General features: G+C 50.5%; 16 protein-coding genes. 10 read left to right on the top strand and 6 right to left on the bottom strand.

Going from position 1 to position 16,725, the window contains the following annotated elements:
- Positions 1 to 463: 463 nt before the first annotated feature.
- The 3 genes from ACYQ1O_RS05565 (at position 464) to ACYQ1O_RS05555 (ending at position 3,375) form a co-directional block, all read left to right on the top strand.
- Positions 464 to 706: a hypothetical protein gene (locus tag ACYQ1O_RS05565; protein WP_459990659.1), complete on the top strand. Its 243-nt coding sequence runs from the start codon at positions 464 to 466 to the stop codon at positions 704 to 706.
- Between the two features lie 85 nt (positions 707 to 791).
- On the top strand, positions 792 to 2,273 hold the full coding sequence (locus tag ACYQ1O_RS05560; protein ID WP_459990658.1) for a lipopolysaccharide biosynthesis protein: 1,482 nt from the start codon (positions 792 to 794) through the stop codon (positions 2,271 to 2,273).
- Between the two features lie 49 nt (positions 2,274 to 2,322).
- A complete protein-coding gene (locus tag ACYQ1O_RS05555) occupies positions 2,323 to 3,375 on the top strand; it encodes an AI-2E family transporter (RefSeq protein WP_459990657.1) in 1,053 nt (350 codons plus the stop codon).
- 356 nt (positions 3,376 to 3,731) lie between these two features.
- On the opposite strand, the gene ACYQ1O_RS05550 is transcribed toward ACYQ1O_RS05555, so the two are convergent.
- Positions 3,732 to 4,808, bottom strand: coding sequence for a PA0069 family radical SAM protein (locus ACYQ1O_RS05550; protein ID WP_459990656.1), 1,077 nt, complete (start codon positions 4,806 to 4,808; stop codon positions 3,732 to 3,734).
- Positions 4,809 to 4,967: 159 nt separating this feature from the next.
- Here ACYQ1O_RS05550 and dmeF point away from each other — a divergent pair, with 159 nt between their 5' ends.
- From dmeF to ACYQ1O_RS05535, 3 genes are all read left to right on the top strand, one after another.
- The gene (gene dmeF / locus ACYQ1O_RS05545; RefSeq protein ID WP_459990655.1) at positions 4,968 to 5,954 is read left to right on the top strand and encodes a CDF family Co(II)/Ni(II) efflux transporter DmeF; all 987 of its coding nucleotides are present in this window, start codon (positions 4,968 to 4,970) and stop codon (positions 5,952 to 5,954) included.
- Positions 5,947 to 6,990: an NAD(P)-dependent alcohol dehydrogenase gene (locus ACYQ1O_RS05540; protein WP_459990654.1), complete on the top strand. Its 1,044-nt coding sequence runs from the start codon at positions 5,947 to 5,949 to the stop codon at positions 6,988 to 6,990. The genes dmeF and ACYQ1O_RS05540 overlap by 8 nt, the downstream gene beginning before the upstream one ends.
- Before the next feature lie 129 nt (positions 6,991 to 7,119).
- The gene (locus ACYQ1O_RS05535) at positions 7,120 to 7,425 is read left to right on the top strand and encodes a DUF3144 domain-containing protein (RefSeq protein WP_459990653.1); all 306 of its coding nucleotides are present in this window, start codon (positions 7,120 to 7,122) and stop codon (positions 7,423 to 7,425) included.
- A 717-nt stretch (positions 7,426 to 8,142) separates the two neighbouring features.
- Here ACYQ1O_RS05535 and parC read toward each other — a convergent pair.
- The 3 genes from parC to parE all read right to left on the bottom strand — a co-directional run bounded on the left by parC (position 8,143) and on the right by parE (position 12,849).
- A complete protein-coding gene (parC, locus tag ACYQ1O_RS05530) occupies positions 8,143 to 10,389 on the bottom strand; it encodes a DNA topoisomerase IV subunit A (protein ID WP_459990652.1) in 2,247 nt (748 codons plus the stop codon).
- Entirely contained in the window at positions 10,389 to 10,889 is a 501-nt protein-coding gene (locus tag ACYQ1O_RS05525; protein ID WP_459990651.1) for an acyl-CoA thioesterase, read from the bottom strand. Before ACYQ1O_RS05525 ends, parC begins: the two co-directional genes overlap by 1 nt.
- 67 nt (positions 10,890 to 10,956) lie before the next feature.
- The gene (gene parE / locus ACYQ1O_RS05520) at positions 10,957 to 12,849 is read right to left on the bottom strand and encodes a DNA topoisomerase IV subunit B (protein WP_459990650.1); all 1,893 of its coding nucleotides are present in this window, start codon (positions 12,847 to 12,849) and stop codon (positions 10,957 to 10,959) included.
- 206 nt (positions 12,850 to 13,055) lie between these two features.
- Between parE and ACYQ1O_RS05515 the strand changes: the two genes are divergently transcribed.
- The 4 genes from ACYQ1O_RS05515 to ACYQ1O_RS05500 are packed head-to-tail and all read left to right on the top strand — an operon-like array spanning position 13,056 to position 16,115.
- The gene (locus ACYQ1O_RS05515; RefSeq protein WP_459990649.1) at positions 13,056 to 13,199 is read left to right on the top strand and encodes a hypothetical protein; all 144 of its coding nucleotides are present in this window, start codon (positions 13,056 to 13,058) and stop codon (positions 13,197 to 13,199) included.
- 9 nt (positions 13,200 to 13,208) lie between these two features.
- Positions 13,209 to 13,805: a cupredoxin domain-containing protein gene (locus ACYQ1O_RS05510; protein ID WP_459990648.1), complete on the top strand. Its 597-nt coding sequence runs from the start codon at positions 13,209 to 13,211 to the stop codon at positions 13,803 to 13,805.
- Complete coding sequence (locus ACYQ1O_RS05505) at positions 13,802 to 15,427, top strand: b(o/a)3-type cytochrome-c oxidase subunit 1 (protein ID WP_459990647.1); 1,626 nt, start codon at positions 13,802 to 13,804, stop codon at positions 15,425 to 15,427. The genes ACYQ1O_RS05510 and ACYQ1O_RS05505 overlap by 4 nt, the downstream gene beginning before the upstream one ends.
- A 1-nt stretch (position 15,428) precedes the next feature.
- A complete protein-coding gene (locus ACYQ1O_RS05500; RefSeq protein ID WP_459990646.1) occupies positions 15,429 to 16,115 on the top strand; it encodes a c-type cytochrome in 687 nt (228 codons plus the stop codon).
- Positions 16,116 to 16,215: 100 nt separating this feature from the next.
- On the opposite strand, the gene ACYQ1O_RS05495 is transcribed toward ACYQ1O_RS05500, so the two are convergent.
- Together ACYQ1O_RS05495 and ACYQ1O_RS05490 are read right to left on the bottom strand one after the other, a co-directional pair.
- Positions 16,216 to 16,440: a hypothetical protein gene (locus ACYQ1O_RS05495; RefSeq protein ID WP_459990645.1), complete on the bottom strand. Its 225-nt coding sequence runs from the start codon at positions 16,438 to 16,440 to the stop codon at positions 16,216 to 16,218.
- Positions 16,441 to 16,459: 19 nt separating this feature from the next.
- Positions 16,460 to 16,725 (bottom strand): InlB B-repeat-containing protein (locus tag ACYQ1O_RS05490; RefSeq protein WP_459990644.1); only part of this gene is annotated, 266 nt, incomplete at its 5' end.

Below are 16,725 nucleotides of genomic sequence, written 5' to 3'. Positions count from 1 at the left end.
TTTGACGAGTGGTAAAATGATTAGAAAGGGCTGATGCAATAGCCATAAAGCCTGCGACTATACCAAAATAGTGGGCATTTAGTCTATCCAACTTAACTGTAAACGCTGCCTTGTTGTTTTTTAAGGACAAAGCGAGCCAAAAACCATGCAAGTTTTAAACCTTTATAGTTTTCAGGGAAAACCGGCAGGCGTTTTTCGCCTAACACCGCACAAATTGGGCAATTTAACGCTATTGGCGGGGCGAAACTTGGCATCACAGTTGATGCCGACGCATCAAATTTGTTCATTTTTTATTGGAACGGCGTTGCTTTGCACTGGTTTTGCCCAAACCAACATTTTCATCGGCTAGCCTTTACATTCTGTAGCCACCCTCGCAAAACTGCTAGACTATAAGGCCGTTAAATACGCATTGCCGCTTTAGGTAGGCGTTAACCTGTTATCCTGTTTTTTGTACAAATTCCGCATGGCTATTGACGACCACAATCTCAGAAGACAAATTGCATGGGCTTGTTTTGAGCCTCATCTCACCGAAACCCAGCTGATTGGTGCCATTGACCTTTTGGAAAACCACTTCAAAGGCGACAGCATCAGCCACATCATCCACTATGTTTCTGCCGTTTGTGCAGAATTTGGCATTGATGACACAACCCGCAAGGCGCTTTACAACCAATTTCACCAAATGTTGTTCGATCATCAGCGCCAATAAGCAACAACCCGCTTGATAGGCTCGCCCTGTAAGCGCTTCATGTATAATCCCGCCCCACAACAGTGGACACTTGGGCAATCCGGACATGGGCATTATCAGCAAACTTGCGTCACAAACCGCCATTTACGGGCTAAGCAGCATCTTTGGACGGTTTATTAATTACCTGTTGGTGCCACTTTATACCTATCATTTTTCGGCGGCTGAATACGGCGTAGTATCGGAGTTTTACGCGTATGCCGGATTTTTGTCGGTATTTTTACTGCTGGGTTTTGAAACTGGCTACTTCCGTTTTCGCGATAAAGACTGCAAAGGCCCTGATACTAGCTATTCCACCGCCTTGATTTTTGTGCTGCTGCTCAACCTGCTGTTTTTGGCAGGCATTGTTGCCGTCAACCCGCAATTGTCCGCAGCGCTCCATTACCCGCAACACCCCGAATACGCGCTCTGGTTTACTGTGATCTTAACGCTCGATGCCATCGCCGCCATTCCCTTCGCCCGTTTGCGGGCAGAAAACCGCGCATTCCGCTTTGCCGGCATTAAGCTTGCCGAAATTCTTATCACCGTTTTGCTCAGCCTGCTGTTTATCGTGGTTTGCCCAAAATTGTCCGTCCCGCAACCACAAAGCTGGCAAGAACAGGCTGCCGCCTGGTTTTATCAACCGGCGGTTGGTGTCGGCTATATTTTCATTGCCAACCTTATTGCCAGCAGCATTAAGTTTTTATTGCTGATCCCGCAACTGATGGGCATCGTTTGGGGTTTCGACCGCCATTTATTTACCAGAATGTTCAGTTATTCTTGGCCGATGGCTGTCATCGGCTTTGCCGGCATTATCAATGAAATGCTCGACCGCGCACTGCTCAAACACCTGTTGCCGGGTGATCCGCAGACCAATTTGGCTCAGCTTGGCATCTATAGCGCCTGTTACAAGCTGTCCATTTTAATGTCTTTGTTCATCCAAGCTTTCCGCTACGCCGCCGAACCCTTTTTCTTTGCCTATGCCGACAAATCCGACGCTAAACGGGTTTATGCCTTGGTGTTGCGCTATTTTGTCATTTTCTGCGTGTTCATCTTTTTGTTGGTGACGCTGTACCTAGATTACTTCAAGTATTTTTTGGGCGAAAACTTCCGCAGCGGCTTGCCAGTGGTACCCATTTTGCTGTTTGCCAACTTATTTTTGGGGATTTATGTCAACTTATCGGTTTGGTACAAACTCACCGACCGCACCTCTATGGGGGCATGGGTTTCGATAGCGGGCGCGGTGTTGACGGTTGCGCTGAATATTTGGTGGATTCCGCAATGGGGTTATGTTGGCTCGGCGTGGGCCACGTTGGTCTGTTATGCGTTCATGGCTTTGTTGTCGTATTGCCTTGGGCAAATTTATTACCCCGTGGCTTACGATATAAGGCGGATTGTCGGCTATATTGCCTGGGGGGTCACGTTGTATGGCCTACACCTACAAGCGCAGGCAGCGGGTTCGGCACCGGTTTTGGTCAATGCCAGCGGCTTAATGCTGGCCTATCTTTTAAGTGTTTGGTTATTTGAGGGACGACGAAAACTAAAAAATTAACACGCGTCATTTCTGCTATTTTTTGCAACCTATAACGATAACGACAACGATGACAAAAAATCCTGAAGACAAAGCGCGGCTAATTGGCGGCTTAATCCTATTTTTATTGGGCAGCTGGATTCTGCACAGTTTCTTCCCGTTGCTGGCTTGGGTGGTCATCCTCGCCATCACCACCTGGCCTCTCTACCAGATGCTGCTCGTCAGAATGAAAGAGCAACACGGTAAGATGACCTTCAGCGCTTTGCTGATGACCTTACTCATCGCCACCATTATCATCACGCCATTGGGTTATGGTCTCAGCCGCTTTAGCCAAGATGCCCAAGCCTTGGGGCAAGTGCTTAACCAAGCGCAAAACACGGGCATACCCGCACCCGTTTGGTTGGAAACGGTTCCGGCTGTCGGTGGTTGGTTAAAAGAAAGCTGGCTAAATGCCCTAGGCAGCCCCGATGCCGCCAAAGAATCCCTGCATTGGCTGGGAACCGGCAGCGCCATCGGCTACACCAAAAACTTTGCCGGTGAACTGCTACACCATATATTTACCTTCTTAATCATATTGTTGGTCTTACCATTTGTATACCAACACGGTGATTCATTAAGCAAACAGATATTAGCCAGCTGCAAAAAACTATTCGGCGAAGTCGGCTCCCGCTATGCCAGCCATGCCGCCTCGGCGGTGCGCGCCACCGTGAACGGCATGTTGCTGATTGGTATCGCCAAAGGCTTGTTGTTGGGCTTTGCCTATGCGGCGGCGGGCTTAAGCCACCCTGCCCTGCTCGGCGCGTTGACCGGCACCTTTGCGCTGATTCCGTTCGCCGCCAAAATTATCTTTGGTGGCTGTTCGCTGGTGCTGATTGCACAAGGCCATATTGCCGAAGCCATCGGCCTGTTCACCTACGGCATGGTCTTTACGCTGATTGCCGACAATTACGTGCGCCCTTGGTTAATCGGCAACGCCGTCAAGCTTCCGTTTATTTGGACATTGCTGGGCATTTTTGGCGGTATGGAAGCCATTGGCTTATTAGGACTGTTTTTAGGCCCGACTATTTTGGCGGTACTGATGTCGATTTGGCGGGATTGGATTCGCGATATTGATAAGGTTTAGGTAACTAATGTTACGCAGTCACTTTTTCATGATAAGTCGCTATCGCGACGGTTTTTTTGATCGGGTTCTCGCACCCGAAGGCGAAATACTTTCTTTTGCTCCGCAAGCCACAAGGATGTGGCGAATGCCGAAAATGCAGGAGCATTTTTCGGTCAAAAGAAAGTATTCAAAGAAAAGGCGGCCCGGTCGCCGCTTTTGTCTTGCGCTCCTCGCATTTGTCGGGGGGAGGCAGAATGGGCTTCCTGCCCATCTGCCCCCGTACGGCATCCATGCCGTACCCCTTCGGGCTATTCCCGACAAATACTGCGGTGCTCGACGCGGCAAACGGGAGAAAATACGTTACTGCGTAACGTCAGTTAAGTAAAAAAATCAAAACCCATTTGCCCGCCTGCTTCAGGCTTGCGGAACAAGTCCGTCCTTGGCGCAGGCAAGCCAGTGTCCAATTGCAGGCGTTTGGCAATCAACCGAAAACGTTGGGCGATCAGATCGGCGTAGTTACCCGTGCCGGTCATGCGTTGTGAATACGCGGGGTTATAAACTTTACCGCCGCGCGCTTCTTTGACCAGATTTAGCACATGCTGAGCTTTCAGCGGGTAATGTTGGTTCAGCCATTCTTCAAACAAATCGGCCACTTCCAAAGGCAAGCGTAAGAAAATGTACTCGGCACTTTGTGCGCCCGCCAAGTGGGCAGCTTTGGCAATCGCTTCCAACTCATAATCGTTTAAGGCCGGGATGACCGGCGCAATCAGCACGCCCGCCGGAATACCTGCCGCCCGCAGCGCCGCCAAGGCCTGCAAACGCCGTTGCGGGGCGGCGGCACGTGGCTCTAAAGTGCGCGCCAATTGCCGGTCCAGTGTGGTGATGGACAGATAAACCGACACCAATCCTTGTTGCGCCATGGCGGAAAGCAGATCAATATCACGCTCAACCAAGGCTGATTTGGTGACAATGCTGACCGGATGGCGGGTTTCCGCCAACACTTCCAGAATTGACCGCATGATTTTGTGCTGGCGCTCCAGCGGTTGGTAAGGATCGGTATTGGTTCCTAACGCCAAGGTCGCGCATTGGTAACTGCGTTTGCCCAATTCTTGGCGCAACAACTGCGCCGCATTGGGTTTGACTAAAATGCGGCTTTCAAAATCCAAGCCTGGCGACAAGCCCAAATAAGCATGGCTAGGCCGCGCGAAACAGTAAATGCAGCCATGTTCGCAACCACGATAGGGATTGATGGAGCGGTCAAACGGCACATCGGGCGAATCGTTGTAAGTTATCACCGATTTGCTGCTATCAACCAACACTTCTGTTTTCAACGGAGGCAATTCGGCATCCAAACTGCCCCAACCGTCGTCGATGGCAACGCTGTCTTGTTTTTCGAAACGGCCTGCAGTATTGCTGATACTGCCCCGACCTTTATAAACGAGGGGTTTGTCCATTGCTTAAAGCCTCTGGTGACATGGCGCGTACGCCCAAACAACACATTGTAGATAGCCATTTTAATATTTTGGCTTATACACTTCATTCAGGAAAAATAGCTGCCAAACGGTCAGCAGATACTTTACGATACAGGGTAATCATCAGCAGGAGCATCCGCCATGCACGCGCAAGCCATGCAACAACTTAAGCACGACCATGATTTCCAAGCCCACCACACCAAAGGCGAAAGCCGGACCCGATGGGTATTGGCTATCTCATTTCTGACCATGCTGGTGGAAATTGCCGCCGGTGTCTATTTTGGCTCGATGGCCTTACTCGCCGACGGTTGGCATATGGCAACCCATGTGGCGGCTTTTATGATTACCTTATTTGCCTACCGTTATTCACGCATCCATGCCGATGACCAAACCTTTGCCTTCAGTTCCGGCAAAGTCGGCGTGTTAGGCGGCTTTACCAGCTCCATTACTTTGGGTATGGTTGCCGTGATAATGCTTGTAGAATCCGCCAGCCGCTTTTTCAATCCCCACAACATCCATTTTGACGAAGCCATTATGGTCGCCTGCTTGGGTTTGTTTATCAATGTAGTTTGCGCGGTATTGCTGAAAGAACATGACCATCACGGACACGATCACGATCACGATGACCATCATGCACACGGACATCACGACCACAATTTGAAAGCCGCTTACTTTCACGTCTTAGCCGATGCGCTCACCTCCGTTTTAGCCATTGCCGCGCTGCTGGCAGGCAAATATTTCGCGCTCAACTGGCTAGACCCAACGATGGGCATCGTCGGCGCACTCATCATTAGCCATTGGGCGTATGGGCTTATCAAAGAAACCAGCCCGTTGTTGATCGACGCAAGCGCACCCTTAGCCTACAAAACCGCCATCCAACAACTGATAGAAGATGATGCCGACAACCGTGTTGCCGATTTGCACATCTGGCGCATTGGCCCCGGGCATTTTGCCGCCATCGTTTCTGTGGTCTCGCACCAACCGAACACGCCTGATTATTACAAAAACCTGTTGCACAGCGCCCGCCACCTGGGCAAAGGCAACCAGCTTTCGCACATAACGATTGAAGTTAACCGCTGTCCTGGCGACAGTTGCCCCAACACAACCCAAGGAGCCACTCATGATTAACACCATCGGCTATGCCGCGCACAGCCATAACACCTCACTGGTGCCTTTCACGTTTACCCGCCGCGATCTGAACACCAACGATGTGCAAATCGACATCCTTTACTGCGGCGTTTGCCATTCCGACATCCATCAAACCCGCGACGAATGGGGCAACGCCACTTTCCCAATGGTTCCAGGGCATGAGATTGTCGGCAAAGTCACCGCCATTGGCAGCGCGGTCAGCCGATTTAAAGTGGGTGATAGCGTAGGCGTTGGCTGCATGGTCGGCTCCTGCGGACACTGCCCCGAATGCGACGACCACCAAGAACAATACTGCAACCAAGCCGAATTCACCTACAACAGCCCTGACCGCATCAGTGGCGGCAGCAACTATGGCGGTTATTCCAAGCATATTGTCGTCAAAGAAGATTTTGTCCTGCGCATTGCCGGCAACTTAGACCTAGCCGCCGCAGCGCCCTTGTTATGCGCAGGCATCACCACCTATTCACCGCTGATGCATTGGCATGTCGGCGCGGGCGACAAAGTCGGCGTAGTGGGATTAGGCGGGCTAGGCCACATGGCGGTCAAGTTTGCCCACGCCCTAGGCGCGCACGTCGTACTGTTCACCACTTCGCCCAGCAAAAGCGAAGATGCCAAACGTTTGGGGGCAGACGAAGTGGTCATCTCTAAAAATCCTGAAGAAATGCAAGCGCATCTGGGCAGTTTCGATTTCATCCTAAACACCGTTGCCGCGCCGCATAATTTGGATGCTTATACTTCGCTACTTAAACGCGACGGTACCTTGTGTTTAGTCGGTGTGCCCGACCAACCGCATCCATCACCATCGGTCGGCAACTTGATCTTTAAACGCCGCAACTTGGCGGGTTCACTGATTGGCGGCATTCAGGAAACCCAAGAAATGCTCGATTTTTGTGCCGAACATAATATTGTTTCCGATATTGAAACCATCCCTATGCAACAGATCAACGAAGCTTACGAACGGGTTTTGAAAAGCGATGTGAAATACCGCTTTGTGATTGATTTGGCAAGCTTATAAAAAAATAAACGGCATCAAGTTTGGGCTTGCCGCCCGCGATAAAGCCCAAACTTATCAATGGCTGGCTATCCTAGACGCCGCAGACAACCTACAATCCACCTTTTTTTAACCACCTAAGGCAACCATCCCATGGCAGAAGCAGAAAACGTCAACGAACAATTTTTACACCGTGCAGATGCACATATCGCATTAGCTAACGAACAACTTAAAACCGTCGCTAGGGAAAGTGTCTGCGCATCCTTTATGTTCGGCGTGGCACGTTTTAACATTTGGACACACGCTTGCGATATGCAATCCAGTGAAAAATTGGCAGCCACCCGCAACGAAGCTATCGCCTTTTTCGCCGACCAATACCGTGCCATGCTGGAACAGCATATGGAAGATTATGTCATCAACTTTGATAAGTATATGAACGGGGAAAGCACAGGGGAATAATCCCTATTTTGCTATATTTATATTGCACGCATCAATAAAACCAAAGTGCGCCAGACGTGCTGTCGGATAACTGAAGAGGCCAGCCAGAAGCCTTTCTGGCAAGGCCTCTTCTTCCATCACCCTTACAAACTGTCACCGGCAATCCGCAATTGCATTCCTGTTTGCAGGCTTGGCTTCCAGTAGTGAAGGGACATCAAGACCCCAAAAAATGGCGGGCAATCTATTTTTTTTGCGGTATTTGACGCAAATAGCCAATCGCTTGGCTTTATCAAGCCAGCAACCCATCAAACAAAAACAAAATAAACCCATAAAAAACAATTGCCTATAAAAAACCGGCATCGACATTAGTTTTTTAGTAAATATTTCACAGCGATTATGTGAACCAGTTAATTGCAATGTGACGGCAAAGTTGCTTACTATAAAGCCGTCCGTCAGGGTAAGCCGTCGAAAATTCTCAATTCGATTGTTTACCTTGCAGACCCTACGCAGATACTCCCCTGCTGGAAGTATTTTTGCAATCTTCCTCTCTTGATGAGCAATTCATCTTTCTGTCACTCGGCATTAGCCAGTCAGCAGACTATGGATGGAACGCCGGTGGTGATTGTTGATGGTTCCTCGTCCGTCAATGTCTTTAACCGAAGAAAAGGACATTAGGATTGCAGAAATACGGATACTGTCTGGGGCGGCTCTATACCGCCCCAGACTTTTTTCCCAGCCCTACTCGCCCGATACCGCCTCAATAGCCTCGACGCGCTGGAATCCTCTCGGTAGAAAAGTGCCGCGATTGGCACGGCTTCCGGAATAATGTTCAATATCCGCGCCTTTCAACGTCAATTGGCGCTTGCCTGAGCTAATTCTTAACAAACCTTTTCCAGATAAGGCGGCAGCCGCCAACAGGCTGTCTTTGCCGGAAGAGAAATCAGAACCCGTGATTTGGATCAGCTTATTGCCCTTGCCTTTTGCCAAAGCCGGTAACTCGCTGACCGGAAATATCAGCAAACGGCCTTGTAAGGTAATCACCGCCAATAAATCCGTATCGCTACCCATAGCCACCGGCTTCAGCACTTTCGCGCCTTCCGACAAACTCAGCAAAGCCTTCCCTGCCTTGTTTTTGCTGGACAATTCGCCCAATTGCACCTTAAACCCATAACCTGCGCTGCTGGCGACAATAATCCAATCCTCCGCGTTACCGGATAACAAATGCTTAAACACTGCGCCAGCTGGCGGGTTTAAACGTCCCGTCAGCGGCTCGCCCTGGGTACGGGCAGAAGGTAGATCGTGCGCCGATGTGCTGTAGGCGCGGCCTGTCGAATCGAGGATATAAACTGGTTGCGTAGAACGGCATTTGACGGCATCCAAGAAGGCATCGCCGGAGCGGTAGCTTAAGCTGGCGACATCAATATCATGGCCTTTGGCGGCGCGTATCCAGCCTTTTTCGGACAATATCACCGTCAGCGGTTCGTTGCTGATGAGCGCAGTGGTGTCTAAAGCTTGCGAAGCTTCCCGGGCGACAATTGGCGAACGGCGGTCATCGCCAAACTTGTCGGCATCTTGTTGCAGTTCTTTTTTTATCAATTGCTTAAGCAACTTTTCAGAACCCAACGTTTTTTCCAATGCTGCCCGCTCTTGCTCCAATTCCGCTTGTTCGCCACGAATTTTCATTTCTTCCAGCTGTGCCAAATGACGCAACTTCAATTCCAAAATGGCTTCGGCTTGTGTGTCAGAAATGCTGAAACGCGCCATCAAGACCGGTTTAGGTTTGTCTTCGCTGCGGATAATGGCAATCACTTCGTCGATATTCAGATAAGCAATCAGTAAGCCATCCAAAATATGTAAACGGGCGATGACTTTATCAAGCCGGTATTGCAAGCGCCGACGCACAGTTTCGGTACGGAAAGCCAGCCATTCCACCAAAATTTCGCGCAAGCCTTTGACTTTCGGGCGACCGTCCAGACCGATCATGTTCATGTTGATGCGGTAGCTTTTTTCCAAATCGGTGGTCGCGAACAAATGCGACATCACGGCATCGACATCCAGACCGCGTTTAGTCTTGGGGATAATCAGCAAGCGGGTCGGATTTTCGTGGTCGGATTCGTCACGCAAGTCTTCGATCATCGGCAGTTTTTTCGCCAACATTTGGGCGGCAATCTGCTCCATCAGCTTGTTGCCTGACACTTGGTGCGGCAAGGCGGTGACGACGATCACGCCTTCTTCCAATTCGTATTTGGCGCGCATTTTTACCGAACCGCCGCCCGTCGCATACATTTTTTGGATGTCTTCGGCAGAAGTGACAATTTCGGCATCGGTCGGGTAATCGGGGCCTTTGACGTGTTGGAAAAGGCTTTCCAGCGGGCTTTCCGGCTCGTCCAACAATTGGATGCAAGCGTCGGCGACTTCGCGCAGATTATGCGGCGGAATATCGGTCGCCATGCCGACAGCGATACCCATCGTGCCATTGAGCAAGACATTGGGCAGGCGGGCGGGCAATAGTTCCGGTTCTTCTAAAGTACCGTCGAAGTTGTCCGTCCAATTGACCGTGCCTTGGCCTAATTCGCTGAGCAAAGTTTGCGCGTAAGCGGTCAGGCGCGATTCGGTGTAACGCATGGCGGCGAAGGATTTCGGATCATCCGGTGATCCCCAGTTGCCCTGCCCGTCAATCAGCGGATAACGGTAGGAAAAACTCTGCGCCATCAACACCATCGCTTCGTAGCAGGCAGAATCACCGTGCGGATGGTATTTACCCAACACGTCACCAACAGTCCGCGCTGATTTTTTGTATTTGGCAACTGCCGTCAAACCCAGCTCGGACATGGCAAAGACAATGCGCCGTTGTACCGGTTTTAGGCCATCGGCAAGATGCGGCAAAGCGCGGTCGAGGATGACGTACATGGAGTAATCCAAGTACGCCTTTTCGGCAAAATCCTTAAGCGGCAATTGCTCAAAATTATCTTGTACCGCAGCCATTAAAGTTCGTCCTCTTCGTCCAAATCCGCTTCCAGTGCCAGGCTTTTTGCCAAACTTTCCTGACGCATTTGCTTGCGTTGTTCGGCAGCGGCGTAATGTTTCCTTTCCAATTCGGTTTCCAATTGCAAGCGCGGCACTTCCACCGACTTGCCTTGCTCATCAACCGCCACCATTGTAAAAAAACACGAGGTCGTGTGGCGTTTGGCATGGGTGCGTAAATTTTCGGCAAACACCCGGATGCCAATCTCCATTGACGAGCGCCCGACGTGGTTGACGCGGGCGGAAAAAGTCACCAACTCGCCAACGTTAACGTTTTGCTTGAAGAAGACCTGGTCAAGCGCAGCGGTCACTACATAATTTTTGCAGTATTTTGCCGCGCAGGCATACGCCACTTGATCCAGCAACTTAAGCAAAGATCCACCGTGGACATTGCCGGAAAAATTCGCCATGTCCGGTGTCATCAACACGGTCATGTTTAGGGTTTTATCTTGTTTGTTCATTAGAATTATTTATCAATCCGATACATGCTTCGTTAGGCCACTACGTTAAGATTTGGCTTGTGCTTAATTAAACAATATCCGCCAAATTGCCCTTCGTTTCTAGCCACGTTTTTCGGTCACCTGAGCGTTTTTTCGCCAGCAGCAAATCCAATTGGTTGCGGGTTTCGTCGGCTTCTTCAATGGTCAGCTGTACCAAGCGGCGGGTGTCAGGGTTCATGGTGGTTTCGCGCAATTGCGAAGGGTTCATCTCACCCAAGCCTTTAAAGCGTTGCACGTTGATTTCGCCTTTTAAGTTTTCGGCTTTGATGCGGTCAATCACGCCTTGGCGTTCCGATTCATCCAGTGCATAAAAGACTTTTTTGCCGACATCAATCCGGTACAGCGGCGGCATCGCAACAAACACATGCCCTGCCCTGACCAGCGCATTAAAATGCTGGTAAAACAAGGCGCAAATCAAGGTGGCGATGTGGTTACCGTCGGAGTCGGCATCGGCAAGGATGCACACTTTGCCGTAGCGCAAATGCTGCAAATCGTCTGAACCGGGCTCGATACCCAAGGCGACGGCAATATCATGCACCTCTTGCGAGGCCATCACCTGACCGGATTCCACTTCCCACGTGTTCAAGATTTTGCCGCGCAAGGGCATGATGGCTTGGAAATCGCGTTCGCGCGCCTGTTTGGCAGAACCGCCCGCCGAATCACCTTCGACCAAAAACAATTCGGTGCGGTTAATGTCTTGTGCCGAACAATCCGCCAATTTGCCGGGCAAGGCCGGACCTTGGGTAATTTTTTTGCGGATGATTTTTTTGTTGGAACGCAGGCGTTTTTGCGCGCTGTCGATAATAATTTCGGCGATTTTTTCGCCTTCCGCCGGATGCTGGTTCAGCCATAAACTGAACGTATCTTTCGCCACGCCCGAGACAAAAGCCACGCATTCGCGCGAGCTGAGCCGCTCTTTGGTTTGCCCTGAAAATTGCGGGTCTTGCAATTTCACCGACAAGACAAAATGGCAGTTTTCCCAAACATCTTCCGGCGCGACTTTCACACCGCGCGGCAAGATATTACGGATGTCGCAAAACTCGCGCATGGCTTCAGTAAATCCGGCGCGTAAGCCGTTAACATGGGTACCGCCTTGTGCGGTCGGGATCAAGTTAACGTAGCTTTCGTTCAAGATTTCTGGCGGATTTTCCACTGCCCAGACCACGCCCCAATCGACTGCTTCATGATTAGCCGATTGGCTGCCCATAAACGGTTGTTCGGGGTAATAATCAATATCGCCAACGCGATCCAGCAAATAGTCTTTTAAGCCGTTTTGGTAACACCAGACGATTTCTTCTTCCGGCTGTTCGACTTTCAAGGTGATTTTTAAGCCCGGACACAACACCGCTTTGGCGCGCAGATTGTGTTTAAGCCGCGATACCGACACCTTGTTGGAATCGAAGTATTTTTCATTGGGCCAAAACGTCACCGTGGTGCCGGTATTGTTTTTACCGACGCTGCCAATTTCGGTCAAATCACTTTGCTTTTCGCCATCGGCAAAAACCATTTGGTAGATTTTGCCGTTGCGTTTGACATCCACCACCAAGCGCGCCGACAAGGCATTGACCACCGACACGCCCACGCCATGCAAGCCGCCGGAAAATTGGTAGTTTTTGTTGGAAAACTTACCGCCAGCGTGCAGCTGTGTCAGGATCACCTCAACGCCGGGCATGCCTTGTTCGGGATGAATGTCCACCGGCATACCGCGCCCGTTATCGGTCACTTGTACACTGCCATCTTTAAAAATCACCACGTCGATACTGGTGGCATGGCCTGCCATCGCCTCGTCAACGCTGTTATCCACCACTTCTTGCACCAAATGGTTGGGGCGGGTGGTGTCGGTGTACATGCCCGGACGTTTCCGTACGGGTTCCAGGCCGCTTAAGACCTCAATGGCGGCGGCGTTATAGTCGTTACTCATGTTTCACTAAATTCAAGCAAGTTTTGTACACAATGTGCTAATGCCTCACATCGTAACATTAATTTATTCTGATTTTATAGGCTATCCATTAAATGCTTGGCAGATAAGCATTTTATTTACCGCGTAAATTGTAAGTTAATTGTTTTGCAAAGCTATTAACTTACAATTAGAATGGAAATAGAATCCATCCATTTGAGGGTTAGGCAATGCAACCATTATCAGAAGAAGAACGGCAACAGATTCTCGAAAGCTCACCCGTCGGCACTTTTGCGCTCATGGCCTTTGTAATCGGCGGCATGGTCGTCGCTTGGTTATTTTTGTATTACGGCGTGTTTTTGCCGCGCGGCTAGGAGCGAACCATGCAGACCGATTCAACAAAACCCAAAGCCTATTTAGCCTTGGTAAAAACTTTTTGCGCGCAGCTAGGCGCGATTCATGTTGATAAACTGGAACAAAAATGGATTGCCATTTCGTTGGCGGTAGTCGCTTTGTTCGTTGGCATTATCACCCTCGACGCGCTTTTCCACGGCATTAACCCGCCCAGTAAAGTGGAAACCATTAATTCCGCCAGCCTGCATTTAAGCAAGGAATTTGCCGAAGACAACTTGGGCGTCCATTTAGAAGACGGCAAAGTGGTGGTTAGAATGGTCGCCGGACGCTACTCGTTTTTCCCCAAACACATTGATGTACCGGCAGAAACGCCGCTGACTTTCCGCTGGGTCAGTATGGATGTGCTGCACGGGGTGCATATCCCGATGACCAACATGAGCACCATGATTGTGCCGGGCTATGTGGCGGAAATCACCACCATCTTCCCCAAACCGGGCGAATACCCGCTACTGTGCAATGAATATTGCGGCTTAGGCCATAACCATATGTGGAGCAATATTTCCGTGATCGCCAAAGAAGATTGGCAAGCTCCCGGCAAACTGACCGCGACAGGAGAGCAACAATGAACGATGCCGCCGAAAAAAAATTAGCTTTATTTCACTTGTGGGTGGCGTTTATCGCCTTTGTGATCGCCTGTTTGTTGGGCGAATACCAAGTGCTGGAGCGCAGCGGTTTTATCCCCGCGCTCGATTCCGCCAGCGTTTATTTTGCCTCGGTCAGCACCCACGGCGTGTTGATGGCTTTTGTGCTGACGACTTTTTTCATCATGGGTACGGGCTATTACTTTGCCGTCACCAGCTTAAAGCAACCCATCTGGAACAAACCACTGGCTTGGGCAGGCTTTTGGATTGCCTTGACCGGTACGGTGATGGCGGCTTTGCCGTTACTGACCGGTAAAGCCTCAGTGTTGTACACCTTTTATCCGCCCATTGTCGCCCACGTGGCCTTTTACATGGGCGCGACTTTATTGGTGATTGGCTCGTGGCTATGGTGCGTCATCATGCTGATGAGCTTTGGCACCTGGAAAAAAGCCAACCCCGGTCAACCGGTACCATTAGCCATGTTCGCCACCACCGCCAATGCGGTGTTATGGTTGTGGACCAGCGCGGGCGTGGCGATCGAAGTATTGTTCCAACTTATCCCGCTGTCCTTGGGCTGGATTGACACCATTGACCCTGGCCTAGCCCGAACCTTATTTGCCTGGACCTTGCACCCCATCGTCTATTTCTGGCTGATCCCCACCTATACCGCTTTTTATGTGTTTGTACCCAAACAAGCGGGCGGCTATTTGTTCAGCGATGAAATGGCGCGCTTGGCGTTTATCGTTTTGGTGGTGTTTGCCTTGCCGATTGGCTTCCATCATTTGTACATGGATCCCGAACAAGGCCAAGGCTGGAAACTGCTGCATGGTGTTGGCACCTTTGTCGTGGCGTTACCGACTTTAGTAACAGGTTTCACAGTCATTGCCTCCTTAGAAATAGCCGGACGCTTACGCGGCGGCAAAGGTTTGTTTGGCTGGATTTTAACGCTGCCGTGGACCAACCCAATGATTTTGGCGGTGATTCTGTCCTTGCTGATGCTGATCTTCGGCGGCTTTGGCGGCATCGTCAACGCCAGCTACGCCATGAACGCGATGGTACACAACACCGCTTGGGTGCCCGGTCATTTCCACCTGATTTTTGGCGGCACCACCGTCATCATGTATATCGCGATAGCTTATTACCTATGGCCCATTTTGGTCGGCAAACCCTTGTTTTCCAAAAATATGGCCTTAATCCAGCTATGGACATGGTTCATCGGCATGAGCATCCTCACCACACCGTGGCATGTTTTAGGTTTGTTGGGGCAACCCCGGCGCATCTCCACCGTGGTCTACAACAACTTGCTGACCTTGGCGTGGAAACCTTATGAATTCATGATGATTTTTGGCGGCTTGATCTTATTAGGCTCGGCCTGTTTGTTCATCTATAACTTAGCGAAAACCCAGCTTGCACCGGCAACCGAAGGCTTCAGCGCAGACATCGAATACGCCGAACCCATTCACGCCGTCACCACGCTGCCGGAATTCCTCAACGGCTTTACGCTATGGAACAAAGTCATCGCCGTCTTAATGGCGATCAGCTTTGGTTTTCCCATCCTGCAATTCTTCTTTATGGACACCTTTGGTTCCAGTGCCTGGGGGTACTAACATGGCGATATTAACGATAAAACGGCTATTGATCTTAATGGCCCTAAGCACGTCAATGCTGGCACACGCACAACCCGCTTCGCACGTGGCGTGGACACCGGAAACGCTTAACTTGGTGAAACAAGGCAATGCCGAGAAAGGCAAACAACTGGCTACAACCTGCCAAAGCTGCCACGGTGACAAAGGCCAAGGCTTAAAAGCCGAGGTGCAAGACGACGAAACCATCCCCGCCGTACCCGCCTTGGCAGGCCAACTGGCTACCTATACCTTCAAGCAATTGCGCGACTACGCCGTTGGCGACCGTGCCAATGACACAATGACGAATATTGCCAAAAACCTCAGCGAGCAAGACACCGCTGATTTGGCGGCATGGTTTAGCACCCTGCCCCGAGCAGCCAGCACTACAAGTAAAACTAACTTGGATCGCGCCGAAAAAATGGTCAACCTAGGCGACGGCAAACGCATCTTGCCGCCTTGCTTCACCTGCCACGGCAACAACGGTCAAGGCGAAAAAATGGACATCCCCGCCTTAGCAGGCCAACAAGCCGATTATTTCGCCAGCACCTTGTTAGCCTATAAAAAAGGCGAACGCCATAACGACATCTACAGCCGTATGCGCTTGATTGCCCAGCAATTGAGTGAAGCGGAAATTAGGGAATTGGCGGATTATTATCAGCAATACAAGTGATAACATTTGAAAAAATGAGGCCGGAGCCCAACACACGTTTTGGACTCCACATGAAGCACTGTAGGGCGCAATGCCCTTTGGTTATTTTGCCCTACCTTACTTATCCGGCCAGTTGGCGGGCAAACAAACTCGCCAATGAAACGGTGTTTTGGTTGTCGGCGGCAATATCCGAGCCTAACATGAGGACACAATTGCCTGTTTCGATGTTTTTGACCAGTTTTTTTAGGTCTTGGTCGTTGAGTCCGTTTATAGCACAGTAGGGCGGAATAGCGTAGCGTATTCCGCCGGATGATAAGTCTCTACCATGCGGCGCAATACGCCCCACGGATTGCGCCTTTCCGCATTTATGGATTAAAAGCCGCCGTCACGCTTTTAGCAACATCCATCATCACCGTACAACTCGCAAATGTTCCAGAACACGCGCCACCCCAACCAGTGAATTTTGAGCCGATGACGGGTTTTGCGGTGAGCTTGACCAGCGTACCAACCTTATAGCTACCGCTACAAAGCGCTCCGCAGCTGATGCCTAAACCAGTGACATTGCCATTGCCAGTCTTGCTTATATCCAAGCTAACTTTAGGAATGAAATTGGCGCTGACCGCTTTAGCTG

The organism is Methylosoma difficile (assembly GCF_054657615.1).
Note: the sequence above shows the minus strand (reverse complement) of the source record. Positions and strands in the feature narration are given on the sequence as shown.

What these genes read in the sequence shown, in the direction of transcription:
- ACYQ1O_RS05565 (WP_459990659.1), top strand. Translation starts at nt 464, where the DNA reads ATGGCTATTGACGACCACAATCTCAGAAGACAAATTGCATGGGCTTGT.
- ACYQ1O_RS05560 (WP_459990658.1), top strand. Translation starts at nt 792, where the DNA reads ATGGGCATTATCAGCAAACTTGCGTCACAAACCGCCATTTACGGGCTA.
- ACYQ1O_RS05555 (WP_459990657.1), top strand. Translation starts at nt 2,323, where the DNA reads ATGACAAAAAATCCTGAAGACAAAGCGCGGCTAATTGGCGGCTTAATC.
- ACYQ1O_RS05550 (WP_459990656.1), bottom strand. Translation starts at nt 4,808, where the DNA reads ATGGACAAACCCCTCGTTTATAAAGGTCGGGGCAGTATCAGCAATACT.
- dmeF (WP_459990655.1), top strand. Translation starts at nt 4,968, where the DNA reads ATGCACGCGCAAGCCATGCAACAACTTAAGCACGACCATGATTTCCAA.
- ACYQ1O_RS05540 (WP_459990654.1), top strand. Translation starts at nt 5,947, where the DNA reads ATGATTAACACCATCGGCTATGCCGCGCACAGCCATAACACCTCACTG.
- ACYQ1O_RS05535 (WP_459990653.1), top strand. Translation starts at nt 7,120, where the DNA reads ATGGCAGAAGCAGAAAACGTCAACGAACAATTTTTACACCGTGCAGAT.
- parC (WP_459990652.1), bottom strand. Translation starts at nt 10,389, where the DNA reads ATGGCTGCGGTACAAGATAATTTTGAGCAATTGCCGCTTAAGGATTTT.
- ACYQ1O_RS05525 (WP_459990651.1), bottom strand. Translation starts at nt 10,889, where the DNA reads ATGAACAAACAAGATAAAACCCTAAACATGACCGTGTTGATGACACCG.
- parE (WP_459990650.1), bottom strand. Translation starts at nt 12,849, where the DNA reads ATGAGTAACGACTATAACGCCGCCGCCATTGAGGTCTTAAGCGGCCTG.
- ACYQ1O_RS05515 (WP_459990649.1), top strand. Translation starts at nt 13,056, where the DNA reads ATGCAACCATTATCAGAAGAAGAACGGCAACAGATTCTCGAAAGCTCA.
- ACYQ1O_RS05510 (WP_459990648.1), top strand. Translation starts at nt 13,209, where the DNA reads ATGCAGACCGATTCAACAAAACCCAAAGCCTATTTAGCCTTGGTAAAA.
- ACYQ1O_RS05505 (WP_459990647.1), top strand. Translation starts at nt 13,802, where the DNA reads ATGAACGATGCCGCCGAAAAAAAATTAGCTTTATTTCACTTGTGGGTG.
- ACYQ1O_RS05500 (WP_459990646.1), top strand. Translation starts at nt 15,429, where the DNA reads ATGGCGATATTAACGATAAAACGGCTATTGATCTTAATGGCCCTAAGC.